Here is a 23,133-nt window from a genome sequence, read left to right as displayed (position 1 = left end):
GTTGACCTTTGTTGTACGGCCTTGAAGAATATTTCAATGAAAAAACAACTATTTAAACTAATCTTATTTATTTTTCCAATTATCACTTTTGCTCAGGCCAATTGGAATAGAGATGTTGAAGTGACTTCTCCTAGAGAAAACATCTATCAGCTCTCCCCTGAAATGCTCTCTAAAACTGTTATGGAAGGACGCAAGCACGCTCTCTTTTATCCAGTAACAGTGAGTGAGCTTCGCATTCCTTATGAACCCCTAAAAAACTTTTTTGAATCAAAACCAAATGATCCTGTTCGAGAGCTTCTTTATAGACTCACACAAACCGTGTCTCCGTTTAAGAGCATGGATGAGGTTTATAAATGGTTAGGTCTCCATGATTTCCCTACTGAGATTCAAGCAGAAACCCCAAACGCTTTTCCGGTTCTTACAGCAAGAGAAAAAGAACTTCCCATGGGTGCAACTCTCATGGAAACACCTGATGGAGTGGCCCTCACTTTTGGATGTGCCGCTTGTCACACATCAGATCTTTTCGGTGTAAAAGTTTTAGGTCTTACGAACCGTTTCCCACGTGCCAACGAATTTTTTCGTCGTGGGGCCATGCTCGCTCCCTATGTTAATACTTTTGTCTTCCGCGATCTTCTGCATGCCACAGAAGGTGAGAGACAAATTCTAGTCAAGGCCAAGCACAACCTAAAATATGTGGGAGTTCGTGAACCAATTTCAGTTGGACTTGATACCTCTCTGGCCCAGGTGGCCCTTTCACTTTCAAAACGTGAACAAGATGCTTACGCTTCAAGAACTGAGCGCTCCCTTCGTCACCCGCGTCCAAATGCTCTTGAGAAAAAAGCGGCCGATAGTAAGCCCGCAGTTTGGTGGAACGTAAAATATAAAAACCGCTGGCTTTCAGACGGTTCCATTGTTGCCGGTAACCCTGTTCACACAAATTTTCTGTGGAATGAAATCGGTCGTGGAACTGATCTTCACGAGTTAGAAGTTTGGTTAAAGAGCAACACTAAAACCATCGAGGCCCTTACGGCCGCAGTGTTTGCCACAAAACCTCCACGCTATGAAAAGTTCTTCGGAGAAAACGCGATTGATATTGCCATGGCCCAAAGAGGACAAAAGCACTATGTGCAGTCTTGTCAGCGTTGTCACGGGACTTATGAAAAAGGCTGGGACCTTCCAGGTGCGAAGGCCCTCTCAAAAACCGAACTCATTCAGAACGTGAAGGTCACTTACCACAAGAAAACGCCGGTAAGAGACGTGGGGACTGATCCTGGTCGCTATCTTGGCATGAATGCTTTCGCGGCCGATCTTAATCGCCTCGCAATTTCTAAAACCATCGGAACAGTTGTCGAACCTCAGAAAGGTTATGTACCACCTCCCCTGGATGGAATCTGGGCCCGCTGGCCATACTTCCACAATAACTCAGCTCCTAACCTCTGCGCCGTTCTTACTCGCGGTTCAGAACGTCCAAAAACGTATGTGGCCGGACCGGCGAAAAGTAAGACCCGTGATTTTGATCAGGACTGTGTAGGATATCCACTGGGCGCTAAAGCACCGGCAGAATGGAAAAAAGATCCTGACTTCCTCTACGATTCAAGGAAAGAAGGACTTTCGAATTTAGGACACGATGAAAAGATCTTCTTGAAAGACGGACAGGAGATTTATTCTCAGTCAGAAAAACGAGAGTTAGTAGAATTCTTAAAAACGCTTTAGTAAATCTCGATGGCCTCTTTCAAAGGGGCCATTGCAGAGTCCCCACCGCCTCGGATCTGAATTAACTGATCTTCCTTCAACATTGGTTTTACTTTATTAAACCCTTTGCCAGTAAAGGCAATGACCTTGATAGGATGATGAGGAGAACTCTTCGAATAGAAGGCCACAAGAATATTCAAATCTTGGGTTTTTACTTCATCTAACTGAGGCAAGTACTTCATCAGGAAGAGATAAATCCCCATATTATATTGGGCCTCAGAAAATTGTTCTTTTTCATGACTGTTCACTTGAACAGAACTTCCCGCCGGTTGTCCACCCGGGCCATTTGGTGGCGTAATTGGAGCATAGGGATCTGTGACTCTTTTGGCCTCTTCAAAATACGGAGAACCATCAAGCATCAGGTAAACATTCAGTTTAGACTGAACCGCCCCATAAGGCGCAACTTTTAATCCAGGAATCAGATTACAAAAATAAAGTTCAACATCAGAAACACACTTAATATCCGACTGATATTTCGTGAATCCTTCTTTTGGAAGTAGCTCGTCCTTTGGAACATGATGAGAAACCGCCGGTTCAGTTGGAAGACTTTTGGCAATTTTATATTCTTCAATAGGAGCTTCTGTGATTTCTGAAGGTGCTTTTTCAATCACAAAAAGGTTCCAGTAAACAGCAAAGGCCAGGATGCCGAATGCAGCAATAGGAATGACATTTATTTGTTTTGCTTTCGCAACAATACCCAAAGTCTCACTTTTGGTTTTAGAGATGCTCTTTGGTATTTTGATATTAGTGTGGGTCCCTGTTTTATCCTGACGGAGCATCTTGCGACTAATCGCCGTCGATGTCATGTCAGAGCGAGAGATATCAGGGCGCGAACCTTCAGAGGACTTTTCACGAAGTGGAACAAGAACTTTATCCAGCTTCTCTTCATCGCTCAAAAGACTAATCACCACGTCATCACCTAAACGTACGGGAAAGAATGAAGTAAACTCAGTTTTCTTTCCAGGAACCAATCTCTCTTCATTGATGAAGCTGCCGTTGGTGCTTCCTTGATCAACGATGAAGTAACTATCGTTCTCGGTAACGATCGTGATGTGCTTACGACTGATGCCATTGCCATTAATCACAATTTCACAGCCATCGGAAGAACCGACGGTAATTTTTGGCAATGACAGTGGATAGATGGTTGGCTCGTTAGAACCTACAGTGACTTCAATTCGCATTTACAATAGGATACACCAACTGTTAAGAACGATACAACAGTCAAAACAATTTGTAGTAAACTACTCTGGATAAACCACCACTGTTGCCGCCATTCGATCCTTCCCCCAGCGGGAAATCTTGAGGAATTGATCTTCCTGAATGGGAATATGAATGCGGCTTATGACCCCAATATGATTCTCATGGGAATGCTGATCAGGGTCGTGTATATAAACGAAGTGATCATCATAAGCAGTCACAACCACCCAATGAGGAGCACGGTTGTTATCGAAATGATAAGTGGTGATCAGTACTAACGGAATTCCTCCGCCCTTCAGGATGTCCTTAAGATCGCTTAAGGTAAGGCGCTTGCGATGGACCTTCACATTCGTTTCAGCAATTCTTTTCTCAAAGTCTTTATGAACCAGCTCAATAACTTTTTTCTTCTCCTGGCTTCTGACTGAATCCAAAAAGAGAACATTGCTATGAGATAAGTACATTTCTGCCTTGTATCCTCGGCGCCAAGCAGACAAGGCAAGCCCATGGGGTCCGCAGCCACCGTGACCTGAAGTCATAAAAATAGTGGTGGCCTCTCGCCAAATCTGAAGTTCATTTGAAAGGGACATTTCAAACTTAGGATTAAAGGCCTTCATCGCCATCAGGAGGCATGAGGGGCCACAGGTAAAATCAGTTCCTTGTTGATGATAAGGAACATCCAGGCCCGGACGCTTCTTCAGAACACGAATGCGTTTTTCAAAACACAAAGCAGTCTGCCCGTCATCGTAGTAGTCTTCTTTTTCAGTGAACTTTTGATAACCAAGTTTTTCATAAAGCTTGATGGCCCCATGATTATTTTCTTTGACCTCTAGACGTAGGTAGGCACAGTCTTGGTCCGAGGCGGCCTTATTTTCTAATTCTTGAATGATCTTACTGGCCAGACCATGCCCTTGGTACTCTTTCAAAGTACAGATCGAATAAAGCCGTGCGAGACTTGTACCTCGGTTAATTAATACCAGACCATAACCAATTAATTCACTCTTGTATTCCAAGACTAAAAAAATGGAATTGGCCTTTTTAATCATCCAGTGAAAGTTTCTTCGACCAAGTTGGTCGTAGTTAAAGCAAGCATTTTCCAAAACCAGAAGGGCCGGAATATCGCTTACCTTTGCTTTACGTATTTTTACCAATTGGGATTCGAATTTTAATTTATTTTTCATTGAGGCCTTCATTCTGCTTCTGCTATTGTACTAGATATTTCAAAACTTGGAAGGCACGTGGCCCGTATAATTGTCATTGTCGAAAAACTGAAGGACTGGAACTCTTATTATCCTGTGGAACAGTTAATGACTCCTAAGGATTATCTCGTTAACTGGGACGAAGGCCGCTTTGAATCCAATGGCAATAAAGAACGAATCAAGATCATAAACCTGTGCCGAAATTATAAATACCTCAGTAATGGTTACTACTGTTCACTTCTGGCCGAGGCCCGTGGCCATTCAGTGATTCCATCCGTGAAAGCGGTGAACGATCTTTCGCGTTCGTTTCTGTACAATCTTCAAACCGAAGATTTGGATATGGCCATTCAGAAGGCCTTTAAAAATCAAAATCCTTCGGAAGGCTTTTCCATCACCATCTTCTTTGGAAGAACTGACCGAGAGCAATTGCAAGATGTGGCAAGGCAAGTCTTTGATCTCTTCCCTGCCCCGATTCTTCACGTTGACTTTGAGTGGAACAAGAAATGGGAAATTCATTCGATCCGTCCTGGAAGTTTGAATGCTCTATCCACCACTGATGAAGATAAATTTGCGGCGGCACTGGATCACTATTCAGGGAAGATCTGGAGGAAGCCCAAGGCCAAAAAGAAATATCGTTACGACCTGGCCATTCTGCATAATCCGGCAGAGGCCCTTCCACCGAGTGATAAGCGGGCCTTAAATAATTTTATTAAGGCCGGAAAAGAAAACGATGTTCTGGTAGAACTTGTTGAGAAAAAAGACTACGCCCGGATCGCGGAATATGATGCCCTCTTTATTCGAGAAACCACGGCCCTCAATCATCACACCTATCGTTTTGCCAAGAAGGCCGAATCTGATGGCCTCGTGGTCATAGATGATCCCATGTCGATTCTTCGCTGTACCAACAAGATCTACATGCACAATCTTTTAAAATCGAACAACATCAACTCTCCTAAGACCATCATCTTGAGTAGTAATAGTCCCGAGCAATTAAAAAGTGCCGTGGATGAAATTGGACTTCCGATGATCATTAAAATCCCGGATGGTTCATTCTCAAAGGGTGTCTTCAAGGTCGAAAGTGCCGAGCAACTTATCAAAGTCACCGATGATCTTTTTAAAAAGACAGCACTTCTGCTTGCTCAAGAATACTTCTATACAGATTTTGACTGGCGGATCGGCGTCTTGAATGACCGCGCTCTCTTTGCTTGTAAGTACTATATGACCAAGGGCCATTGGCAGATTTATGACCATAGCAAAAAAGTAAAAAAAGGCGTTCATGTAGGTGAGGCCGAGACCTTCCCGATCTCCAAGGTTCCGAAGCACGTTATCAATACTGCTCTGAAACTTTCCGGTTTGGTTGGTGATAGTTTATATGGTGTGGACGTTAAAGAGAAAAATGGCAAGGCCTACGTCATTGAAATTAACGATAATCCAAATATTGATGCTGATGTGGAAGACGCCATTTCAGGAATGGATCTTTACCATAATGTGATTCATGAATTTGTGAGGAGAATTGAGGAGAAAAAATGAAAGCATTGAAAAAAGTCCTGATCTTTGGCGGAACTCACGGCAATGAATGGACTGGAATCTATGCGGTCAAAAAATACGCTGAAAGTCTCTCTCAAGAATTCAAGGAACTCGATCTTCACTTCATTCTGGCCAACCCCGAGGCCCATAAAATCAATAAACGTTTTAAAGACGAAGATTTAAATCGCGCCTTTCAGTTTTTACACGAAGATCGTCCTGATTCTTATGAGCATCGTCGCGCTAAGGAATTAAAGGCGCTGATTGACGCTGAAGCTTGCTTTGTGATTGATCTTCACACCACCACTTCCAATATGGGAAACACGGTGATTATCTCTCACAATCAACCAACTAACTTTCATGTCGCTCGAGAAATGACGAAATCACTTCCCGATTGCCGTGTCATTGTTTCACCTGATCCTTCAAAAAAATATCTCGCCTCACAGTCTGATTTTGGCATGATGATCGAAGTCGGACCTGTGGCAAATGGCGTACTTAGCGGAGAAGTTCTCGAAGGAACAGTGCAAGTCCTAAAGGAAGTTTTAAGGGGTATTTCGACTCTGGCCACATTGACGGGCGGCCCCCTGGAAATTTATGAAGAGATAGAGGATATTTTTTATCCTCAGAATGAAAATAGCGAGTTGGATGGTTATATTCATCCAGCTTTCCAAGGACAGGATTTTAAACCCATTGAAGGACGCTATACACCTTTCAAAACATTCGATGGAAAAGAAGTCTCCCTGGAAACAAAGGAAAGGCTTTACCCCATTTTTATCAATGAAGCCGCTTACTATCCGCAACTTCTGGCCTTTACCCTTTGCCGCCGAAAGATGATGAATTTTTGACGACCTGGTGCGCAACAAGCTATCCGCATCAAGCTGTTAAAAATATTAAAGCTAGGCTCTTGCGGAGACAAAAGAGTTTCGCTAAATTTATAGGTATTCAATCAAGAATTAGGATCATCTGATTAATTGTTAAAAAAGATGAATCAAAAAAGGAGAATTTTATGTCTAAGTATCTAGTAATCGCTGCTGCTCTAGTTGTTCTAGCTGTTGCTTGTAACAAAAAAGAAGAAGCTGCTCCTGCAGAAGGCACAACTGTTGAGCAAACTGCTCCAGCTGAAGCTGCACCAGCTCCAGAAGCTGCTCCTGCTGAAGCTGCTCCAGCTCCAGAAGCTGCTCCTGCTGAAGCTGCTCCAGCTGACGCTCCTGCTGCTCAGTAATTTGAATTAAAATCAAATTAAATTGGCCCACCTTTGGTGGGCCTTTTTATTTCTGCCTATACCACTTCTTAAATTTCTCTTCTCTCTCATAGCGCTAAAATTTTTTGTATCGAGGAGGTTTTATGGAAAAAACCAACGATATAAATACACATGATCGTTCCGACTATGACATTACTGATGTCATTCGTTTTCAAAAGGACGATGTTGGCCGACTAGTTCTTCGGGTGGCCATTGGGGGACTTATGCTCTTCCATGGATTGCATAAGGTTTTTTACGGAACTGAACAAATTGGTGAGGCCCTAAGTAGCGTCGGTATGCCCGCTCTATTCTCATGGGGAGTTTTTTTAGGCGAAGTCATTGCCCCAATCATGCTCATCTTAGGTTACAAAGTGAGAGTCGCCGGCTTCCTGATCGCCTTTGATATGTTAGTGGCGATTCTTCTGGTTCACGCGGCGGAATTGAATAACATTTCCCCTTCAGGCGGCTGGATGATCGAGCTCAATGCTCTTTATTTCTTAGGCGCGGTGGCGATCATGTTCTTGGGATCAGGTAGTATCGCCATCACTAAAGGAAAAGGTGCCTTAGACTGATTTCCGAGCTATAGTGAGGTCATGAACATCCTTAAAAAACTTTTGGGTGAAGACCCAAATCTTAATTTTATTCCCAAACACTTTACCCGTTTGCCCTTTTCAAAAACCCATGGGGCCACGGAATTCAAAGAAATTCTAAACTGGAAAGTGGTCGAAGATATTATCGACACAAAGAAATCAGTATTAAGGATCGTTCAAGACGGAAAGGTCATTAAAGACTACGTGGATATTGGTTCTAAAGAGGCCCGTGAACATCACCAAAAAGGACACACTCTTTTAGTTCGATACGCAGAAAAATCTTCGCCGATGTTCAACGCTATCGCACAAGACTTTGCTCGCTCATTTCACTCTGATGTGGACATTCAGCTTTACTGCACTCCCGAAGGTCACAATGCCTTTGGTTGGCACTATGATGTGGAAGAAGTTTTTATTATTCAGGTGCAAGGGAGCAAGGCCTATACCATTCGCCCGAACACAGTTCATCCTAATCCATTAGTGAGTTCAATCCCTAGAGATCTGGGCTATGAGAATGAAAAGACCCCGATAGAAATTAATGTGACACTAGATGAAGGTGACTGGTTGTATATCCCGTCTGGTTGGTGGCATGTGGCGAAGACTCAAAAAGAGTCGATGCATATTTCAATAGGGATTATGCCTTCATCGGCCATTGATATGGTTCAGTATCTTCCAAACTACTTGGCCCAGAAAACGTTTTGGCGCACTCGCATGCCGATTCATATGACCTTTAAGGATTTTGATGAGGAGATCAGTTTTTACCAGGACGCCATGGGAAAACTCGGTAAAAATCTCGCGGAAGAAATGAGTTCAAAAGAGTTTTTGGAAAGCTATCTCTTGTGGAAGAAGAGACTTCATCAATAAGAAGCTTTAGAAAAGAATCGAAGTAAACATATTCCCCGGTGGCATTGGATATTCAATGATGTTAATTGCAAGCTCATGATGAAATTCGAGCTTGATCCAATTCACGACATCCAGGCCAAGTTTTCCGGACAGGAAAACCAAAGCAAGGCCAGCAATCGCCATCACCTGTTGCATTCGCACGGGTTGATTCAAGAACGGCTTCATTTTCGAAGAAAAACTCGAAAGTAGCACAAACCAAAGTCCTGAATAGAAGGCGGCCCCTGCGCCCAAAGTTAAACGATCTGAAAGTGAATCATACTTCGTTGAGAACCCACCAATTAAAATGAAAGCATCCAAATAAGCATGAGGATTCAGAATGCTAAAAGTCGCCGCGAGAAGAACACTGCGCTTAAGTGATGTTTCGATAATTTTTGAAGATGGCTCAGGAGTTGTCTCGGGCCTGGCAAAAATCTTACTTATGCCATAGGTAAATAGAAACGATACTCCAAGAATTCCCACTCCAATTTTAAATTCAGGAAATTTTGCGAAAAGTGTGGCCGCACCGGCGACACCCAACATGATCAAAACAAAATCACAGAGGAAGCAAACGAAGGAAACCGTAAGATGATGGCGACGTTGAAGACCTGCTTCAAGAACAAATAGGTTTTGAGCTCCTAAAGCAAAGATCAAACTTGCTTGCAAAACCAATCCTTCCAAGAAAAGACTTCCCATTCTTCGCCCCCTGGTAGGGACGAATGATAAGGAAGTCTTCTAATGGAGGCACCTTTATTTCATGTAAAGATTAAAGAGAATAACAAGACCCGTAATAAGTCATCCCGTTTAAGAAACGGATTTGAGAATGGAACGGACCAGCGAAATCAATGAAGAGACTCACCAATTCTACTTCCGCGCCTTTGACAGCAGAGATCAGACCAACGCTTCTCTTCTGGCCAAATGTTCCGGCCTCAAATTGTTTAATTTCTCCATCGCGATTAACCACCAAACGCTCAGACTCTGTATTAAAACCAGCTTTCTTAAGCGTGAAATCAAATTCAATGTTTTCAAAAGTATCACCTTCCAGTGAAATCACTTTTGCATCAAGTGAGAATTCATTCATGTAATGAATGTCTTTCATTTCGCACTTAAACTTTAGCTCCGTAGCAAACGCAGAGCTCATCATTAATAAAGAAGCGACCAAAACTAAAATTTTCATATTTCCCCTCAGGTAAAGAAATGTGGACAATTTTTATTTCATAAACCCTCTGGGAAGTAAATCAGGGCTTGAACCCCAGAAGCTTCATGTCATAATCATTGTATGACTATCTATGAGAAGTACGGCGGCTACGATTTCTTTCATCAATGCATCTATGGGCTTTACCTGGATATGTTTGATCATCCAGAAATTGCCTATCATTTCATCAGTGTAGACCTTGAATGGCTCTCCCGCCAACAAACCGATTACTTAATCCGCGCCATTGGTGGACCTGATATTTATCACGGGGGAACGATGAAAGAAGTTCACGCTCACATGGGCATTACGAAGTTCCAATTTATGGAAATTGCTAAAGCGTTTCGCCAAGTCTTCCTAGACAAAGGTGTCAGTCAGGCCGACACAGATTTCATCATGAGTTTTGTAGCATCTCATGCAACACAGATCATAACTCGTAAGACGAGTCTCATTGATCAAATCATGCGTCCTATTTATCGAATTATTCGGAAATTATTTGGATGGTGGCTGTCAAAAAAGAACAGTTGGATTCGTTCGAGTAAAATTAAGTAGATTCACTCCCCTGAATTTTTTCCCTATAGACACACAGAATCACCGCTGTTAGTATGCGCACCATATGAACAAACTTTGCTGTTGTTGTTGCTAATTTAAATTAAACCTTGGAATCCACTCGGATTCATGACGAATTAGCACGCAGTAAAGAAAGAATAAATATAACGCCGATTTGAGTGCAGCTTGCGGGCGAAAAACAGCTAAAGCGCGAAAGAGATTCTTCTCTTTCTTCTTTAAACTGCCACCTACATTCGCACTTGATCCGGTTGATTCCTGCTTAGGAGTTCGACTTATGCTTCATTTATCATCCATTACCAAGTCCTTTCACGGGACAGAGGTCTTGAAAGGAATTGATCTCACCATCAATCAAGGAGAGATCTTTGGACTTATTGGTCTCTCAGGCGCTGGAAAATCCACGGCACTTAGAACCATCAATCTCTTAGAGCGCCCAACGACGGGAAAGGTTCTATTGAACAATGAAGATCTCATGCAAAAAACTGAAAGTGATCTCAGAAAGAGTCGTCAGAAAATCGGCATGATCTTTCAACACTTCAATCTTCTGACTAACAAGACCGTGGCCGATAATGTGGCCTTTCCGTTAAAACTCGCGGGATGGGACAAGAAAGACATCGAGGCACGGGTAAAAGAATGCTTAACCATCGTAGGACTTTTCGAGAAGGCAAATTCGTTTCCGAATCAACTCTCCGGAGGACAGAAGCAACGTGTGGCGATTGCTCGCGGGATCGCCAATCACCCGGAGCTCCTTCTTGCTGATGAACCAACCAGTGCACTTGATCCAATTACAAAGATTGAAGTCATCAACTATCTTCAAAAAATTAATCAGGAACTTGGGATCACCATCATCATCGCCACTCATGATATGAGTATCGTGAAAAGGCTCTGCCACCGAGTCGCTCTTATGAAGGACGGGCTCGTCCATGAAAAACTTGATGTCGTGAATAATGAAATCCAACCAACTTCTGATTTTGGTAAAACATTTCTGGAGATCGCATGAACTTACTGCCTGAACTCCTTCAAGCTCTTCAAGAAACCCTGACCATGCTTTCCATTGGCCTTATTGTGGCACTCGTTTTTGGAAGCATTATCGGAACCTATCTTTTCCTATGGAGGAAGGGAGGTCTTAGAGAAAATCGTTTCCTTTCTCTTTTAGTGGGGACGGTTGTTAATATCGTAAGGTCCTTCCCTTTTGTGATTCTCCTGATTTCAGTGGGACCCTTTACACGAATCATTACGGGAACAACTATCGGGCCCATTGCGGCCTCTGTGCCTCTTTCTATTGCGGCGATTGCTTACTTTGCCCGAATTGTAGAGCTTGCCTTAAACGATGTTCCTAAGGGAGTTATTGAGGCCGCAGAAGCAATGGGAGCAAGTCTTCCAAGAATTATCTTCAGTGTGTTGTTCGTTGAAGCAAGATCTTCCCTTATTTTGGGATTCACTACACTTACCGTGAGCTTTCTTTCATATTCAGCTGCGGCCGGAATTGTAGGTGGCGGTGGGATCGGAGATCTTGCCATTCGGTATGGTTATTACCGTTTTCAAACAGACGTCATGATCATCACCATTGTTGTTCTTATTGTACTTGTTCAAATCATTCAACTTTTGGGGGGCCGACTTGCCTCTCACTTTAATCGTCGTTAGGAGTTCTAGATGAAAACGTTTATGGCATTACTCTTAGTTTCATTAAATGCATTTGCTTACAATCCTTCTTCAAAAGAGATCGTAATCGGAACCACCCCGGGGGATTTCGCAGAACTTGTGAAAGACGGTCTTCGCCCTGAACTTGAAAAGAAGGGCTATAAAGTTCGTCTGGTGGAGTTTTCAGATTACGTAACACCCAATATCGCGCTTGCTCAAGGTGCCTTGGATGTGAATATTTTCCAACATAAACCTTACCTTGATCAATTTGCCGAAGAAAAGGGACTTAAACTCACGGCCCTTTCTCAGGTGCCAACGGCCCCTCTTGGTCTTTACGCCGGAAAATCAAAAACACTCACCCAAGTAAAAGCAGGAACGACCGTTTCAGTTCCAAATGATCCAAGTAACCTTGCTCGCGGACTGGTGATTCTAGCGGATCTTAAATGGATTGAACTTCCTGCGAAAGCAGATCTTCTAAGAGTTACTCCTGGTGACATCGCGAAGAATTTGAAAGGGATCAAGATTGTGCAGCTTGAAGCGGCCCAACTTCCTCGTTCTCGCGAAGATGTGGACTTTGCCATCATCAATGGCAACTACGCGACACTTTCAGGATTAAAACTGACAGACGCTCTCTTCCAAGAAAAGAGTGATGCTTATGTAAATTGGGCGGTAGCGAAAACGGCCGATGTTAAAACGACCCATATTCAAGAAGTTCAAAAAGCTTTGAACTCAGAAGGTTTCAAAAAATACGCTAAGAATAGATTTAAGGGATATAAATTACCACGTGGATGGTAATGAGAAGGGGCCGGTTATTCCGGCCCTTTTAAATTTTTCACAATTTCTTGAAAAAGTTTCGGATAAAAAGCTCTCTCATAATAGTGAAGGGTCACTGGTCTTTTATAAGGTTTATATCCTTTAAGAATCTTCACCTTTTTATTGTCCTCCACTAAATGTCGACTCATCACCGCTCTCCCTAGTCCCTCTTCTACTCCTTCAATAATCCCATAGACGTCTCCCATAAATGAACGACGGTAAGGGAGAGACTTCTTTTGAAAATGAAAGAATGACTCTGTGGCATTGTCTTCCGGGCCATGATCCAGGAACACATCTTCCGGAGACTTATACTTAGAACTTTCAATCACCACATACTCTTCAAAACCAAGGTTCTCTTGAAGAACGCCTTTTTTATTCATCTCATAGTCTAAGATAATAAAATCCGCTCGCCCTGTTAGAAGAACTTTAGGGAGTTCTTGCATTTCATAAGACTGAAAATCCGCATGGACCTTCGTGTGTTTTCTTAAAAATGGACTAAGAGATGGAATGATCATTGATCGCAGCACCGATGAAAAACCGGCGATACGAACACCTCCTCCAAGTTCTTTACCACCCCTGATTTCATCCAGAAGCTCATTCTCAAGTCCTTCAGAGGACTGAGTGAATCTCAGAAGTCGCGCGCCTTCTTGGGTAAGGATCAGCCCCTTGGGGTCTCTGATGAAAAGAGTCACCTCTAATTCACTCTCCAGTGCAGCAAGTCGCTGCGACAAAGCAGATTGAGTAATTCCCAGCTTCCCAGCGGCAACGGTGACATTCAGACTAACAGCACATTGATGGAAGGCCATGAGGCCCAAATTGGATAGTTTCATACCCATAAATTATTCTAATGACTTCATTAAATCAATTAATTTCATAAATGGGTGAATTATTTGTACTTTGAAAGGGCCACATAACAACAAAAGGAGAGGCAAATGTATAAATCACTAGCAGTTCTAGGTCTGGCCCTCGTTTCTCAGGTAGCAGTCGCGGGGTATGACTGTTCTAATGGACAGGGTGTTCAAATCACAGTTCAGGATAAAGTAAATCAAGAGGCGATTGGAACCTTAAATGAAAACGGGAAAGTAACTTCACTCACGGGCGCATATTCAGTCACAAGCGATGTCCTATATAAGGTGTATAAGTATGAAATGATGACTCCCGAAGGGGCCAAGGCCGATCTCACCATCAGTTACAAACTTTATGAGCCAGGTGGTGGATGTAATCGTCGTAACTGTAACAATAAGTCCTTCACAACAATGACTTCAAAACTTTCTTACGATGGTAAAGAAACTTACTTAAGCTGCGACTATCAATGAAAATTGCCATTCTTGCGATCACTCTCTTTTTGGGAGTGTTCGCATCCTACAAATTCATGACCTCACCTATTACTTTTGCTTCGGCCGAATCAAGAACCTCCGAAGACGCCATCGTCTACAATGAAATCACCTGGCAGTGGAAAGACGGTCAGGATGTGTGGATTATGAGACAAAGTCATGAAGGCCTAACACCTCAAAAAGAAAACTGGGACAAGCTCGTCATTACGGTGAAAGATAAAAAGACTCGTTTCTATCAACTTGAAACAGGTACAAATGAGTTTACTGGCAAAGAAAAAGAGATTCCCTTTAAAGTCTCTTGCTTTATGTGCCACCCAAATGGGCCACGTGCCATCAGACCAATGGAGTTCAATTCTCTAGGCGAGAGAATTCAGGTAGGCCTTTTGAATTTAAGAATTAAGCTCTATGGCAAACTAGAAAGCACCAATTCCACTCATAATCAAGTGGGGGATGTTCCCTTTCGCCATCCGGGGAAAATCAGCAACACTCCGCTGACCCTTCCCGCCTGTATGAAGTGCCATCAAGACCAGGGAACATTCTCCAGAGGGTATTTAACGAGACAAAACGGAATAACCATAGATTTTATGGTGAAGAATACCCATATGCCGCCATTGGGCGACCTGACTAAAAAAGAACAAAAATACTTAAAAGATTTTATAGATGGGTTTTAGTCACAGTTAACAAACTCAGCTGAATAAGTTCCATTCGCATTACAGGTCATATAACAGTTTGCAAACAACAGGCGATATCCCTCTCGCCAACATGTGCTATCGGCGTAACAGGTACAATCCATGGCAAAGTTTGTAGATCCGTCACAAAAGCGCATGACTCCACCACTATAGGTAATCTTCCCCGCCTGAGCGGCAATACAACCAGTATTGGTTTGTTCATGCTGACTGTATTTTGTTTCGAAGGCCTGGCCATTAAGCGCGCAGTAACGAAGCCTCATATAAGGAGAAGTTCCAACCACTGAGGTTTTCCCATAATCAGTGCAAGTAGCAGGTGACCCTGGGTATGCATTGAGCCTCACCCAGTAGCTGCCATTACAGTACTGGAACAAGTTTCCAGAGACACGCATTTTTCCGGCATCGGCCCCTGAACAAGCAACTTGTGCGTGGGCCTTCAATGTGATCAAAAATAAAAAGGCAGTAATGAGTCTCATTTATTTTCTCTTTACCAGTTCATTCATTTTTCTTTCGAGTTCCTCCATACGTGCTTTTAGTTCAGCATTTTCAGCATGAAGTTCCTGTACTGACCCAATCAATGGAGCAATCAGTGAATGATACCTCACTGAGTATTTCCCATCCGTATTTTTAATAACAAGATCCGGATAGATGGCTTTCAACTCTTGAGCAATGACACCCATGTCAGGGCCGCCATTATTTTTCCATTGATAAGAGACTGGTCGAATGGCCAAAATCTTACGAATCGTCTCCTCTCCATTCAATGTCCTGATATTTTTCTTTTCATTCTTATCAGAAGTATAAATCACATCAGTTGTCCGGATCGTTCCCACAACCTCTAATTTTTGGGCCGGTGCTGCTGTACCTATTCCGACGTTACCACCGTTATAGTAAACGTTAGTTCCACTTGTGGCCCAAACCAGGCGAGAATCCACATAGGTCTTGTTAACGGCATCACTCGCAAGAGATGGGGAACCTAGACCTGTTATCATCGTGCCACTCATGTTGAGACCACCAGTAAGTGTTCCTCCAGATAAAGGAAGATAGCTTGCTTGATTTCCGTTAAGCTTTCCAATTGCTGAAAGAATCGAATCTGCTGCAGTAATAGTTCCGGTGGTTGAAGCATGGCCAGTCAATGTTGTCCCACGAACGGCCGTTCCCAAATCCTGCCAGCTCATGTCACCACGGAAATACTGAGAGGTCGTCCCATTGGTAATTGTCGTTTTTGTATTAAGTTGTGATTGTATATTTCCTGAGAGACCATCTAGATAACCAAACTCAGTGTTATCGACAGCGCCTCCAGCAATTTTAGTCGCTGATAGTCCACTAATAGATGGATTGGGATACGTACCGGAAAGATCTCCTCCAGCGGGACCACTTGCACCGGCCGCAGGATTCGTCCAAGACATTCCACCCAATCCGTCGGAAGTCAAAAGCTGGCCCGATGTTCCGATAGATGGAGGTAAATTGAGAGTGAAAGTCGTTCCTAGCCCACTTGGCGCTTTGAGTTCTACATAGTTTGCAGTGGTTGACTTAAAGCGAAGTCTTGCTTCCAGATTTAAATTACCGGTCATGGTATCGCCGGCCTTTAAAACATAATTGGCAATTTTATCATCAACATAATTTTTATTCGCGACCTGATTATCAGACACTGGATCTGGAACACCATCAATGGTTCCGATACTTAATGTTCCACCAGTTTTATCTAACTTACCGGACGAGAGACCATTGATTTGACCTTGAAGCTTTCCCATGCCTACAAGCAATGAATCAGTTGCATTGATTGGTGAATTCGTTGTTGTCACTCCTGTCAGAAGTGAATTCATCACTTCATTCAAGAGTGTCGCCCAGGTATTGTCTCCTCGTAAAAACTTCGTCGCATCTCGCGTCCCACTCAGTTTTGCGGGATCAATTCCCGAGGCAAGCTTCACGTTGGTGACTCCTCCGTCCACAAGTTTAATGGTCCCGACAGTTGAGATAGGTCCACCTTCAATTCCCTCTATGGTGTTTATCTGAGTAATTGTTCCGTTTCCTGTTCCAACATTAGAAGGAGCCCACTTGCTGCCGTTCCAAACTAAGGCATGACCCGGAGATGCTCCCATTTGGACCAAATCACGGGCCATTAAAGAAACACCAGCGTAAGGAAGTGCATGCACTGCTTGAAATGAATATGCTTTAGGATTACCGGAATCTGTGACGTCAGTTATACGAATGGCAATTGTTTCACCAGAAGGAACATCCACCAATATTTTAGATATAGGATTTCCTCCACATTCGGCACTAGTATAAGCAATTTTTAAGTGGAAAACACCGTTGGTTAGTGTAACTCCAGATATATCTTTAGAACAAAGAACTGGGCCTACTCCAGTACCTGAATCTGTATAGGCGAGATCTAATTTTAAAGTAACTGGACCTTGAACGGGAGATCCATCTACTTTGACTAGTCTTCCAGAGTATCCAAAGGTGTCTACTCCAAAAGCACTGGAGAGAGACAGAGAAAGAAAAAGACCAATGAAAAGGGAGAGCTTAGTCATTAAAGTATCCTTGTGAGAGAAGCTCAGGATAATCTTTATTTCGGTCAGAATCTTTCCCATAATATCGGGAAACTGTTAAGGCTTTGTTAAGTTTGACCTCTACCTGTTATTTAAGCAGATAAAGAGCAAGGGAAATGAGTACGCATACAATGAACATAACTATCAAAAGTTTATTTAATTTTTTTTCTGATCTGTAAACATAGGTCGTACGATGCCATAGATTTGTTGGAAAAATAAAAGGCAACGAGAGGTATAAGGTCCACTGGCCTATACATAGAGCACTTAGAGTGAAGATCAGGAATGTGACCACAAATCTAAGCTGCTTAGAACGAGGAATGCCATAGAAACAAAATGAAGCAAAGTGCTCGCAGTTATAAGATAGAAAGTTATAACTTGATCTATATTTCTGTCTGGCCAATGCCCTTAAAAATATCCTGCTCCCTTTTTCTCCAGTGTGTAAATTGCTCTCAACGATTGCATAATCTTTGGTTGGCGAAAAATACTTATGGTCATTTACAGGATTGAATTCAATTCCAACCTTGGGATTAATCTCCCCGATAAAGTTGCCCACTTTTATGGCATGATGATCATAGAAAATTTTAGGAGTGCTCTTTTGAAGCCAAAGGACCTCGAGTTCATAATGATCTACAAGTGACAAAAACAAGATATGATTAAAGAAGTCTTCTTGAAAATTAAATTTGATCCAATATAAATCAGCTTCTCGACTTAACGTCATTTGGAAGGGTAATTGTGAGTTGGTGAAGTAATTCAAAAAGGAAGATTCCACGTTCATGGCATTAATCAGAAACACTTTCACTAATCCAAAAGCATTTTTTCTTGTATTAAGACTTAAAATCTCATCAGCAAACAAATCAGGATAATCGGAGGAGATATTGAGTAATTTTTCTAACGATTGGGTAAAATATCTAAATTGAGAATACTGTTGAGGTCTTTTCCTTGTCTCTTCAAAAAGATCACGGGAAACTTGAAAGTTAATTGAGCCTTTCAAAAAAAATATGTCGAGAATATTTGGCTCGAGATTCTGGGTGTACCTATTTAAAAGATTAATTCTATTGGCCTTGAATTTCTCAAGCCCATAAAACAAATTATCATTTAGATAATAGTCATTAAATACAGCAACATTTTGAAACATATGACCCTCAGTAGATATTAGCCGTATCGGAGGGTCACTACTTTGATCAATCTAAATTTTCTTAGTAATGTGGCGGCTTATCGTCTTTTAAACTTCTGTTTCCATCGACTCCACTTCCACCATGGGCCGATCGCTTTAAATCCAAAATTTCTTTCTCCAGACGATCAATGGTTCGCTGTTGATCAGTCACAATTTTATTAAGTTGATCAATAAAGTCGTCCAGGTGGGAGAATCTAATCTCTAAATCTATAATTCGTTTTTCATCCATATAGGTCCTCTTTATGTTAACTTACCAAACCCCTAATTACCCGACAAGACCGCCCTCCTTCTAACATAAATTAAATAAATTTCTGAGGGGAATAACCGATAAGTCTAGAGATGAAAGTCTTTAGTTTCATGCTTTTATTGTTGTTGTTCTGGGGTTGCTCCGGCGGCCAGGGAACCAATACAACACTATCAGTCTCCCGTTCATTCTCAATTGGGGCCCAAGCTGGTGGGCTTATGATTTATATTACGAATAAAACAAAGAACACGACTTCGGCCATTTCACTTCAATCAACAACGAAGACCATCACGCTTGAACATGGTGAATACAACTTCAAGGCCGTTGGTTGGGACGGGGCCCAGGTCATGCAGGGAAATCTACTCTGTGGTGAGACCAGTGCTAATCTTAAAGATCCTACTGCCACCGTCGAAATCAATATTCTAAAGGCCAATTGTGAAAATGAAAACTTTGTGCCGGCAGCTTTCAGAGCAACAGGTGGTGTGGCCTCGCTAAAGCTCACTAACTGTCAGGATTTAACTTCTGTTAATGCTTATACTAGTACCTGTGAGGACTCACAAAGAGGGACAATTGGCTCATATCGTGTTCGACTTGTCTCTTATGATGCTTCAACTATTAATCACAATGGTAGTTTAAACAGTCCATGTATCGCCGCTCAAGCATTTCCAAATGGAACAACTTCGACAGGAATAAAACTTCCTTACGGTGACGTCGATGGAACTTTTATCACCGCAGTGGATATCTTCTCAGATAGTAGCTGTACTTCCGGTAAGGAAATGATCTATTTCCCTTTTGGGATGGCCAATACGGCGACAGGGGCCGTTTCCGATATCTATACAGATGGGTATTACGTCAATTTATTTGCTCAAAAAAGCTCACAACTCCTGACCCTTTCAGTCATTAGCATGACGAGCAGTAATCCCAATCCTGCTTATGCCAAGATTGGTGACACCCTAACCCTCAATTTTACTGCTAATAAAGCTGCCAATTTCACGGTCACTATTAATGGTATTCAAGTAACTCCCACTGCCTCAGGAACAAACTACTCGGCCACTTACTCTTTCAATGGTTCAGAACAAGAAGGAGTGCCAGTTCCTTTTTTTATTTCAGCTGAAGGAACCTCTTTTAGTAGTACGACTGATTTTTCACAGGTCATCTTTTTAAAGACCGTACCAACGACTTCTATTGTTCTTGTGAATCCAGTATCAAGTCCGGCCAATAATCCAAATCCTGTTTTCCAAGTGAACAATGTTATCAGTGGGAACACTGTCTACCTTCACAGCGATTCTGCATGTTCAAGTGCTCCTATGGCACAGGCACCAGGAACGGCACCATCAACGCAAATTTCTCCGCCGGCCCTTTCTCCAGGTCTTTATATCTTCTATTCAAGACAGAAGGATCCAGCGGGTAACACCTCTTCATGTTCATCATCTGTGAATTACGAATACCAAAATCTTGCTTTAAGTTCGATTTCTATGAGTTCGTCAAATCCGAATACTGATGTGGCCAAAGCGGGTGATACGGTCACAATAAGTTTCACCTCTAGTGCAAACTCAACATTCACAGCGACTGTTAATGGGAATTCTGTTCCAGTAAACCCACCAACAGGATTGAATTATACAATCAGCTATGTTGTCCAACCGGGCGACGCGGATGGCGCGATCAATTTCCAGATCAATTCTACGGGTGGGGTCTATAGTAATGTGACCTCGGGATCACCAGTCGTTGTGGATAATACGGCACCGGTTTATCCGTCGTTGTCTTTAATCTCACCTGCGGAAAATGCTTCTCATCAACGATCCATCACTCTTCAGTTAAATAATCTTGAACTAAATGGGAAAACAGAAATTTACCAAGACCCAGGCTGTAGCACGATGTTTACTCAGATGCCTACTGCCTCAGCTTCACAAACCTATTCAACTCCTGATCTTACTATTGGCCAGCAGTATCAGTTCTATGTTCGCCAATGGGACAAGGCGGGGAATGCGTCCCCTTGTTCAACCGCATCTGTTTCTTATCGAGTTAAGTATCCGTTTCAATCTGAATGGCAAATTGCGGCCAATGGAGAAACAATTGCCCTTCCTCTTCCTCCAAGTGGTTTTACTTATAACTTCACTGTCGATTGGGGAGATGGAACACCGAAGACAACACATACTAGTTATGCGGTCTCTCATAGCTACCAAACTGCCGGCACCTATACCATTACGATCACAGGAACAATGGAAGCCTGGTCATTTAACAACTCTCCAAATGCTCCAAAGATTAAAAAAGTTTTGAATCTGGGTGAAATGGGTTGGAAGGATTTTCAATACGGATTTAAAGGCTGTTCAAACCTGACAATCTTTAATGGTGGTGATGTATCTCTGGTGACTAACATGAGCTACATGTTCAGTCAGGCCCCTCTCGTGACTCCTGATACAAGCAATTGGAACGTGAGCAATGTTACCAATATGGGTAGTATGTTTGAAGGGGCCTCGGCAGCCAATCCTAATACTTCAACTTGGCAGACACACAATGTGGTCTATATGTACAATATGTTTAAAGACGCTCCTATGGCCAATCCAGATGTGAGTGGTTGGAACACTTCAAATGTTGAACAAATGGATCGCATGTTCAATAATGCCACTGCAGCGATGCCTGATACAACGAACTGGAACACAATCAAAGTACAAACGATGACCAGTATGTTTGAAGGAGCAACACTTGCGAACCCTGATACAACGAATTGGGACCTAGGTGTGGTGACAAACTTAAACTACATGTTTACGGGCAGTGGGATTACAAAAACTAATTGGAGTAAATTCCTGGTCATGGCAGAGGCCACCGCCACGGCCACTTCTGCAAATGCAGAAATTGATACCAGCGTTTATCATGACAGTACTGCTGTCACTCCAAAGACAAATCTTGAAGGAACATTCAACTGGATCATTACCGATCTTGGATACCAACCATAATATGAACAAATTCATTATCACTCACAATCCCCGTTGCTCAAAAAGTCGAGATGCCCTGGCCATTCTTGAAGAACATGGGATCGAGCCAGAAATCGTTGACTACCTCAACAGTGGTCTAACTCGCGATTTCCTCACAAAGATTATTGAGACCCTAAAAGTGCATCCAAAGGAACTGGTTCGAACCAAAGAAGAAGAGTTCCAGGCCCTCAAAATTGATCTTAATAACGCCCAGGAAGTCATTAACGCTCTTTTAGAGCATCCTAAGCTTCTTGAACGACCAATCGTTTTAAAAGGAAATAAAGGCGTTATTGGGCGTCCTCCAGAAAATGTCTTAAGTCTTATTGACTGAGGACTCTCCCTGCCCTATAAACCTCGAAAAATAACATCGAGGCCCTGAATGAAAAGAATTGCTGTCTTAGCTCTTACTATGTTCACTTTAAGCGCGAGCGCTGCAGTTCCCATGGCCTACCCGAAAAATCCAGATCCTCGTCTTACTCCAGGTTCACTTTGTGATCATGCTGATTCATACCGCTACCCTGAGCAAATTGCTTACTGCGAACGCGCGGTGAATTCATTCACCAAAGAAGCGATCTTCATTTCATATAGAAATAATCTCGGATATCGTTTAAGTGGTGATCGCGCGACTTTCAAAATTGATCACTTCATTCCACTTTGTGCTGGTGGAAGTAATCTAGAAAATAACCTTTGGCCTCAACACGTATCAGTTTATAAAATTACCGATCCAATTGAGTCGATGGGGTGTGAAAAGTTAAGCCTGGGCCTGATCAAGCAAGCTGAGCTCGTTAATCTCATTAGAACGGCGAAGATGAACTTGTCAGAGGCCCCGAAAAATTTTAAATACCTTAAGTCACTCCGTTAAAACTGATTTTAAATCTTCTGGGACTTGCATCACTTCTGTAAGTCCCACTGTGCTCCATCCAATATTTCCCCGAGGCACTCGTCCCATCATATGCCCCGGGATCGTCACAAAAAGCCTTAACAATTGCCCGAATGTTTCTTTGAGATCCATGTTCTTTAAGGCATAAGCAAACATGAGCCAATGGACATAGAGATGCTTTGTAACAGAATTCTGCGAAAGGACATGGGCCCGGCCTAAATGGTGGCGAATTTTGTCGTCATCTTTTGAATTTTGATAAAACTGCAACTCATCTTCAAATTTCTTCTTTCGTAACATTATGTTTTCCTGACTTTTTAAATTTAGATTTGCTTTGTGAGATTAATCTAGGCTAAAATTCTAGCACAAATGAAGGTCTTATTTTTAATCTTCACCATTCTTTTTTCGGCCAGCGTCTTCGCTGATTGCTGTAATTTTGAAGTTCAAACTTCTCATTCCATTGAAATGGAACATCACGATGAGCATGAAGAGAAGTCTCATTCAACGCAAGAACACTGCCATTGTTCCCCTATTAATCATTTAAAAATTCTCCCTCAAGACTCTATTGCTTTAAATGAACCGACATCCATTCCAAGCACGGAGTTCTTTGCATTCGATCAACTCAAAATCTCTAAATTTGAATCCTCGATCTTTCATCCTCCTATAGCCTAGGTCCTTCTCATCTCTGTTTCGTTTAAAATTTAGTAAG

General features: G+C 42.4%; 26 protein-coding genes. 16 read left to right on the top strand and 10 right to left on the bottom strand.

What is annotated here, in order from left to right; translation table 11 throughout:
- Positions 1-36 precede the first annotated feature (36 nt).
- On the top strand, positions 37-1,713 hold the full coding sequence (locus ACJVC5_RS15140) for a c-type cytochrome (protein ID WP_408096372.1): 1,677 nt from the start codon (positions 37-39) through the stop codon (positions 1,711-1,713).
- On the opposite strand, the gene ACJVC5_RS15135 is transcribed toward ACJVC5_RS15140, so the two are convergent.
- Positions 1,710-2,933: an FHA domain-containing protein gene (locus ACJVC5_RS15135; RefSeq protein ID WP_408096371.1), complete on the bottom strand. Its 1,224-nt coding sequence runs from the start codon at positions 2,931-2,933 to the stop codon at positions 1,710-1,712. The two genes, ACJVC5_RS15140 and ACJVC5_RS15135, sit on opposite strands and share 4 nt — an antisense overlap.
- A 60-nt stretch (positions 2,934-2,993) precedes the next feature.
- Positions 2,994-4,127 carry a GNAT family N-acetyltransferase/peptidase C39 family protein gene (locus ACJVC5_RS15130; protein ID WP_408096370.1) on the bottom strand — a complete coding sequence of 378 codons (1,134 nt, stop codon included), beginning with the start codon at positions 4,125-4,127 and terminating at the stop codon, positions 2,994-2,996.
- A 57-nt stretch (positions 4,128-4,184) separates the two neighbouring features.
- Between ACJVC5_RS15130 and ACJVC5_RS15125 the strand changes: the two genes are divergently transcribed.
- The 5 genes from ACJVC5_RS15125 to ACJVC5_RS15105 all read left to right on the top strand — a co-directional run bounded on the left by ACJVC5_RS15125 (position 4,185) and on the right by ACJVC5_RS15105 (position 8,360).
- The gene (locus ACJVC5_RS15125) at positions 4,185-5,675 is read left to right on the top strand and encodes a RimK family protein (RefSeq protein WP_408096369.1); all 1,491 of its coding nucleotides are present in this window, start codon (positions 4,185-4,187) and stop codon (positions 5,673-5,675) included.
- Positions 5,672-6,514 (top strand): aspartoacylase, encoded by an 843-nt coding sequence (locus ACJVC5_RS15120; RefSeq protein ID WP_408096368.1) that lies wholly within the window; start codon positions 5,672-5,674, stop codon positions 6,512-6,514. Before ACJVC5_RS15125 ends, ACJVC5_RS15120 begins: the two co-directional genes overlap by 4 nt.
- Before the next feature lie 161 nt (positions 6,515-6,675).
- The gene (locus ACJVC5_RS15115) at positions 6,676-6,891 is read left to right on the top strand and encodes a hypothetical protein (RefSeq protein ID WP_408096367.1); all 216 of its coding nucleotides are present in this window, start codon (positions 6,676-6,678) and stop codon (positions 6,889-6,891) included.
- 122 nt (positions 6,892-7,013) lie between these two features.
- Positions 7,014-7,481, top strand: a complete 468-nt coding sequence (locus tag ACJVC5_RS15110; protein ID WP_408096366.1) for a DoxX family protein — start codon at positions 7,014-7,016, stop codon at positions 7,479-7,481.
- Positions 7,482-7,502: 21 nt separating this feature from the next.
- Positions 7,503-8,360 (top strand): JmjC domain-containing protein, encoded by an 858-nt coding sequence (locus ACJVC5_RS15105; protein ID WP_408096365.1) that lies wholly within the window; start codon positions 7,503-7,505, stop codon positions 8,358-8,360.
- 6 nt (positions 8,361-8,366) lie between these two features.
- On the opposite strand, the gene ACJVC5_RS15100 is transcribed toward ACJVC5_RS15105, so the two are convergent.
- Together ACJVC5_RS15100 and ACJVC5_RS15095 are read right to left on the bottom strand one after the other, a co-directional pair.
- On the bottom strand, positions 8,367-9,071 hold the full coding sequence (locus ACJVC5_RS15100; protein WP_408096364.1) for a LysE/ArgO family amino acid transporter: 705 nt from the start codon (positions 9,069-9,071) through the stop codon (positions 8,367-8,369).
- 70 nt (positions 9,072-9,141) lie between these two features.
- A complete protein-coding gene (locus tag ACJVC5_RS15095) occupies positions 9,142-9,552 on the bottom strand; it encodes a hypothetical protein (RefSeq protein WP_408096363.1) in 411 nt (136 codons plus the stop codon).
- 102 nt (positions 9,553-9,654) lie between these two features.
- On the opposite strand from ACJVC5_RS15095, the gene ACJVC5_RS15090 reads away from it, so the two are divergent.
- The 4 genes from ACJVC5_RS15090 (at position 9,655) to ACJVC5_RS15075 (ending at position 12,570) form a co-directional block, all read left to right on the top strand.
- Positions 9,655-10,119, top strand: coding sequence for a group I truncated hemoglobin (locus ACJVC5_RS15090; RefSeq protein ID WP_408096362.1), 465 nt, complete (start codon positions 9,655-9,657; stop codon positions 10,117-10,119).
- A 292-nt stretch (positions 10,120-10,411) separates the two neighbouring features.
- Complete coding sequence (locus tag ACJVC5_RS15085; RefSeq protein ID WP_408096361.1) at positions 10,412-11,134, top strand: methionine ABC transporter ATP-binding protein; 723 nt, start codon at positions 10,412-10,414, stop codon at positions 11,132-11,134.
- Positions 11,131-11,778, top strand: coding sequence for a methionine ABC transporter permease (locus ACJVC5_RS15080; protein WP_408096360.1), 648 nt, complete (start codon positions 11,131-11,133; stop codon positions 11,776-11,778). The genes ACJVC5_RS15085 and ACJVC5_RS15080 overlap by 4 nt, the downstream gene beginning before the upstream one ends.
- Positions 11,779-11,799: 21 nt before the next feature.
- Positions 11,800-12,570 (top strand): MetQ/NlpA family ABC transporter substrate-binding protein, encoded by a 771-nt coding sequence (locus ACJVC5_RS15075; RefSeq protein ID WP_408099246.1) that lies wholly within the window; start codon positions 11,800-11,802, stop codon positions 12,568-12,570.
- Positions 12,571-12,584: 14 nt separating this feature from the next.
- On the opposite strand, the gene ACJVC5_RS15070 is transcribed toward ACJVC5_RS15075, so the two are convergent.
- Positions 12,585-13,418: a LysR family transcriptional regulator gene (locus ACJVC5_RS15070; RefSeq protein ID WP_408096359.1), complete on the bottom strand. Its 834-nt coding sequence runs from the start codon at positions 13,416-13,418 to the stop codon at positions 12,585-12,587.
- Between the two features lie 102 nt (positions 13,419-13,520).
- Here ACJVC5_RS15070 and ACJVC5_RS15065 point away from each other — a divergent pair, with 102 nt between their 5' ends.
- Positions 13,521-13,904 carry a hypothetical protein gene (locus ACJVC5_RS15065; protein ID WP_408096358.1) on the top strand — a complete coding sequence of 128 codons (384 nt, stop codon included), beginning with the start codon at positions 13,521-13,523 and terminating at the stop codon, positions 13,902-13,904.
- Positions 13,901-14,593, top strand: a complete 693-nt coding sequence (locus ACJVC5_RS15060; RefSeq protein WP_408096357.1) for a hypothetical protein — start codon at positions 13,901-13,903, stop codon at positions 14,591-14,593. Before ACJVC5_RS15065 ends, ACJVC5_RS15060 begins: the two co-directional genes overlap by 4 nt.
- Here ACJVC5_RS15060 and ACJVC5_RS15055 read toward each other — a convergent pair.
- From ACJVC5_RS15055 to ACJVC5_RS15040, 4 genes are all read right to left on the bottom strand, one after another.
- Positions 14,590-15,084: a hypothetical protein gene (locus tag ACJVC5_RS15055; RefSeq protein ID WP_408096356.1), complete on the bottom strand. Its 495-nt coding sequence runs from the start codon at positions 15,082-15,084 to the stop codon at positions 14,590-14,592. The two genes, ACJVC5_RS15060 and ACJVC5_RS15055, sit on opposite strands and share 4 nt — an antisense overlap.
- Positions 15,085-17,139 (bottom strand): tail fiber domain-containing protein, encoded by a 2,055-nt coding sequence (locus ACJVC5_RS15050; protein ID WP_408096355.1) that lies wholly within the window; start codon positions 17,137-17,139, stop codon positions 15,085-15,087.
- Positions 17,140-17,245: 106 nt separating this feature from the next.
- Positions 17,246-18,292, bottom strand: coding sequence for a hypothetical protein (locus ACJVC5_RS15045; protein ID WP_408096354.1), 1,047 nt, complete (start codon positions 18,290-18,292; stop codon positions 17,246-17,248).
- A 61-nt stretch (positions 18,293-18,353) separates the two neighbouring features.
- Positions 18,354-18,560 carry a SlyX family protein gene (locus ACJVC5_RS15040; protein ID WP_408096353.1) on the bottom strand — a complete coding sequence of 69 codons (207 nt, stop codon included), beginning with the start codon at positions 18,558-18,560 and terminating at the stop codon, positions 18,354-18,356.
- Between the two features lie 110 nt (positions 18,561-18,670).
- On the opposite strand from ACJVC5_RS15040, the gene ACJVC5_RS15035 reads away from it, so the two are divergent.
- Genes ACJVC5_RS15035 through ACJVC5_RS15025 form a run of 3 tightly spaced genes read left to right on the top strand, consistent with a single transcriptional unit; the run spans position 18,671 to position 22,409 of the window.
- Complete coding sequence (locus tag ACJVC5_RS15035) at positions 18,671-21,529, top strand: BspA family leucine-rich repeat surface protein (protein WP_408096352.1); 2,859 nt, start codon at positions 18,671-18,673, stop codon at positions 21,527-21,529.
- Between the two features lies 1 nt (position 21,530).
- A complete protein-coding gene (gene arsC, locus ACJVC5_RS15030) occupies positions 21,531-21,878 on the top strand; it encodes an arsenate reductase (glutaredoxin) (RefSeq protein WP_408096351.1) in 348 nt (115 codons plus the stop codon).
- Positions 21,879-21,926: 48 nt separating this feature from the next.
- Positions 21,927-22,409, top strand: coding sequence for a hypothetical protein (locus ACJVC5_RS15025; protein WP_408096350.1), 483 nt, complete (start codon positions 21,927-21,929; stop codon positions 22,407-22,409).
- Here ACJVC5_RS15025 and ACJVC5_RS15020 read toward each other — a convergent pair.
- A complete protein-coding gene (locus tag ACJVC5_RS15020; protein WP_408096349.1) occupies positions 22,398-22,724 on the bottom strand; it encodes a DUF3703 domain-containing protein in 327 nt (108 codons plus the stop codon). The two genes, ACJVC5_RS15025 and ACJVC5_RS15020, sit on opposite strands and share 12 nt — an antisense overlap.
- 69 nt (positions 22,725-22,793) lie before the next feature.
- Between ACJVC5_RS15020 and ACJVC5_RS15015 the strand changes: the two genes are divergently transcribed.
- A complete protein-coding gene (locus ACJVC5_RS15015; RefSeq protein ID WP_408096348.1) occupies positions 22,794-23,096 on the top strand; it encodes a hypothetical protein in 303 nt (100 codons plus the stop codon).
- The last annotated feature ends 37 nt before the right edge of the window (positions 23,097-23,133 follow it).

It is taken from the genome of Peredibacter sp. HCB2-198, assembly GCF_045999315.1.
Taxonomy (GTDB): Bacteria; Bdellovibrionota; Bacteriovoracia; order Bacteriovoracales; family Bacteriovoracaceae; genus Peredibacter.
The sequence above is the reverse complement of the archived record's forward strand: the minus strand, read 5'-3'. Positions and strand labels throughout refer to the sequence as shown.

Bases quoted from the DNA above. Each gene is read 5' to 3' on its own strand.
- ACJVC5_RS15140 (WP_408096372.1), top strand. From the start codon at position 37: ATGAAAAAACAACTATTTAAACTAATCTTATTTATTTTTCCAATTATC.
- ACJVC5_RS15135 (WP_408096371.1), bottom strand. From the start codon at position 2,933: ATGCGAATTGAAGTCACTGTAGGTTCTAACGAGCCAACCATCTATCCA.
- ACJVC5_RS15130 (WP_408096370.1), bottom strand. From the start codon at position 4,127: ATGAAAAATAAATTAAAATTCGAATCCCAATTGGTAAAAATACGTAAA.
- ACJVC5_RS15120 (WP_408096368.1), top strand. From the start codon at position 5,672: ATGAAAGCATTGAAAAAAGTCCTGATCTTTGGCGGAACTCACGGCAAT.
- ACJVC5_RS15115 (WP_408096367.1), top strand. From the start codon at position 6,676: ATGTCTAAGTATCTAGTAATCGCTGCTGCTCTAGTTGTTCTAGCTGTT.
- ACJVC5_RS15110 (WP_408096366.1), top strand. From the start codon at position 7,014: ATGGAAAAAACCAACGATATAAATACACATGATCGTTCCGACTATGAC.
- ACJVC5_RS15105 (WP_408096365.1), top strand. From the start codon at position 7,503: ATGAACATCCTTAAAAAACTTTTGGGTGAAGACCCAAATCTTAATTTT.
- ACJVC5_RS15100 (WP_408096364.1), bottom strand. From the start codon at position 9,071: ATGGGAAGTCTTTTCTTGGAAGGATTGGTTTTGCAAGCAAGTTTGATC.
- ACJVC5_RS15095 (WP_408096363.1), bottom strand. From the start codon at position 9,552: ATGAAAATTTTAGTTTTGGTCGCTTCTTTATTAATGATGAGCTCTGCG.
- ACJVC5_RS15090 (WP_408096362.1), top strand. From the start codon at position 9,655: ATGACTATCTATGAGAAGTACGGCGGCTACGATTTCTTTCATCAATGC.
- ACJVC5_RS15085 (WP_408096361.1), top strand. From the start codon at position 10,412: ATGCTTCATTTATCATCCATTACCAAGTCCTTTCACGGGACAGAGGTC.
- ACJVC5_RS15080 (WP_408096360.1), top strand. From the start codon at position 11,131: ATGAACTTACTGCCTGAACTCCTTCAAGCTCTTCAAGAAACCCTGACC.
- ACJVC5_RS15075 (WP_408099246.1), top strand. From the start codon at position 11,800: ATGGCATTACTCTTAGTTTCATTAAATGCATTTGCTTACAATCCTTCT.
- ACJVC5_RS15070 (WP_408096359.1), bottom strand. From the start codon at position 13,418: ATGAAACTATCCAATTTGGGCCTCATGGCCTTCCATCAATGTGCTGTT.
- ACJVC5_RS15065 (WP_408096358.1), top strand. From the start codon at position 13,521: ATGTATAAATCACTAGCAGTTCTAGGTCTGGCCCTCGTTTCTCAGGTA.
- ACJVC5_RS15060 (WP_408096357.1), top strand. From the start codon at position 13,901: ATGAAAATTGCCATTCTTGCGATCACTCTCTTTTTGGGAGTGTTCGCA.
- ACJVC5_RS15055 (WP_408096356.1), bottom strand. From the start codon at position 15,084: ATGAGACTCATTACTGCCTTTTTATTTTTGATCACATTGAAGGCCCAC.
- ACJVC5_RS15050 (WP_408096355.1), bottom strand. From the start codon at position 17,139: ATGACTAAGCTCTCCCTTTTCATTGGTCTTTTTCTTTCTCTGTCTCTC.
- ACJVC5_RS15045 (WP_408096354.1), bottom strand. From the start codon at position 18,292: ATGTTTCAAAATGTTGCTGTATTTAATGACTATTATCTAAATGATAAT.
- ACJVC5_RS15040 (WP_408096353.1), bottom strand. From the start codon at position 18,560: ATGGATGAAAAACGAATTATAGATTTAGAGATTAGATTCTCCCACCTG.
- ACJVC5_RS15035 (WP_408096352.1), top strand. From the start codon at position 18,671: ATGAAAGTCTTTAGTTTCATGCTTTTATTGTTGTTGTTCTGGGGTTGC.
- arsC (WP_408096351.1), top strand. From the start codon at position 21,531: ATGAACAAATTCATTATCACTCACAATCCCCGTTGCTCAAAAAGTCGA.
- ACJVC5_RS15025 (WP_408096350.1), top strand. From the start codon at position 21,927: ATGAAAAGAATTGCTGTCTTAGCTCTTACTATGTTCACTTTAAGCGCG.
- ACJVC5_RS15020 (WP_408096349.1), bottom strand. From the start codon at position 22,724: ATGTTACGAAAGAAGAAATTTGAAGATGAGTTGCAGTTTTATCAAAAT.
- ACJVC5_RS15015 (WP_408096348.1), top strand. From the start codon at position 22,794: ATGAAGGTCTTATTTTTAATCTTCACCATTCTTTTTTCGGCCAGCGTC.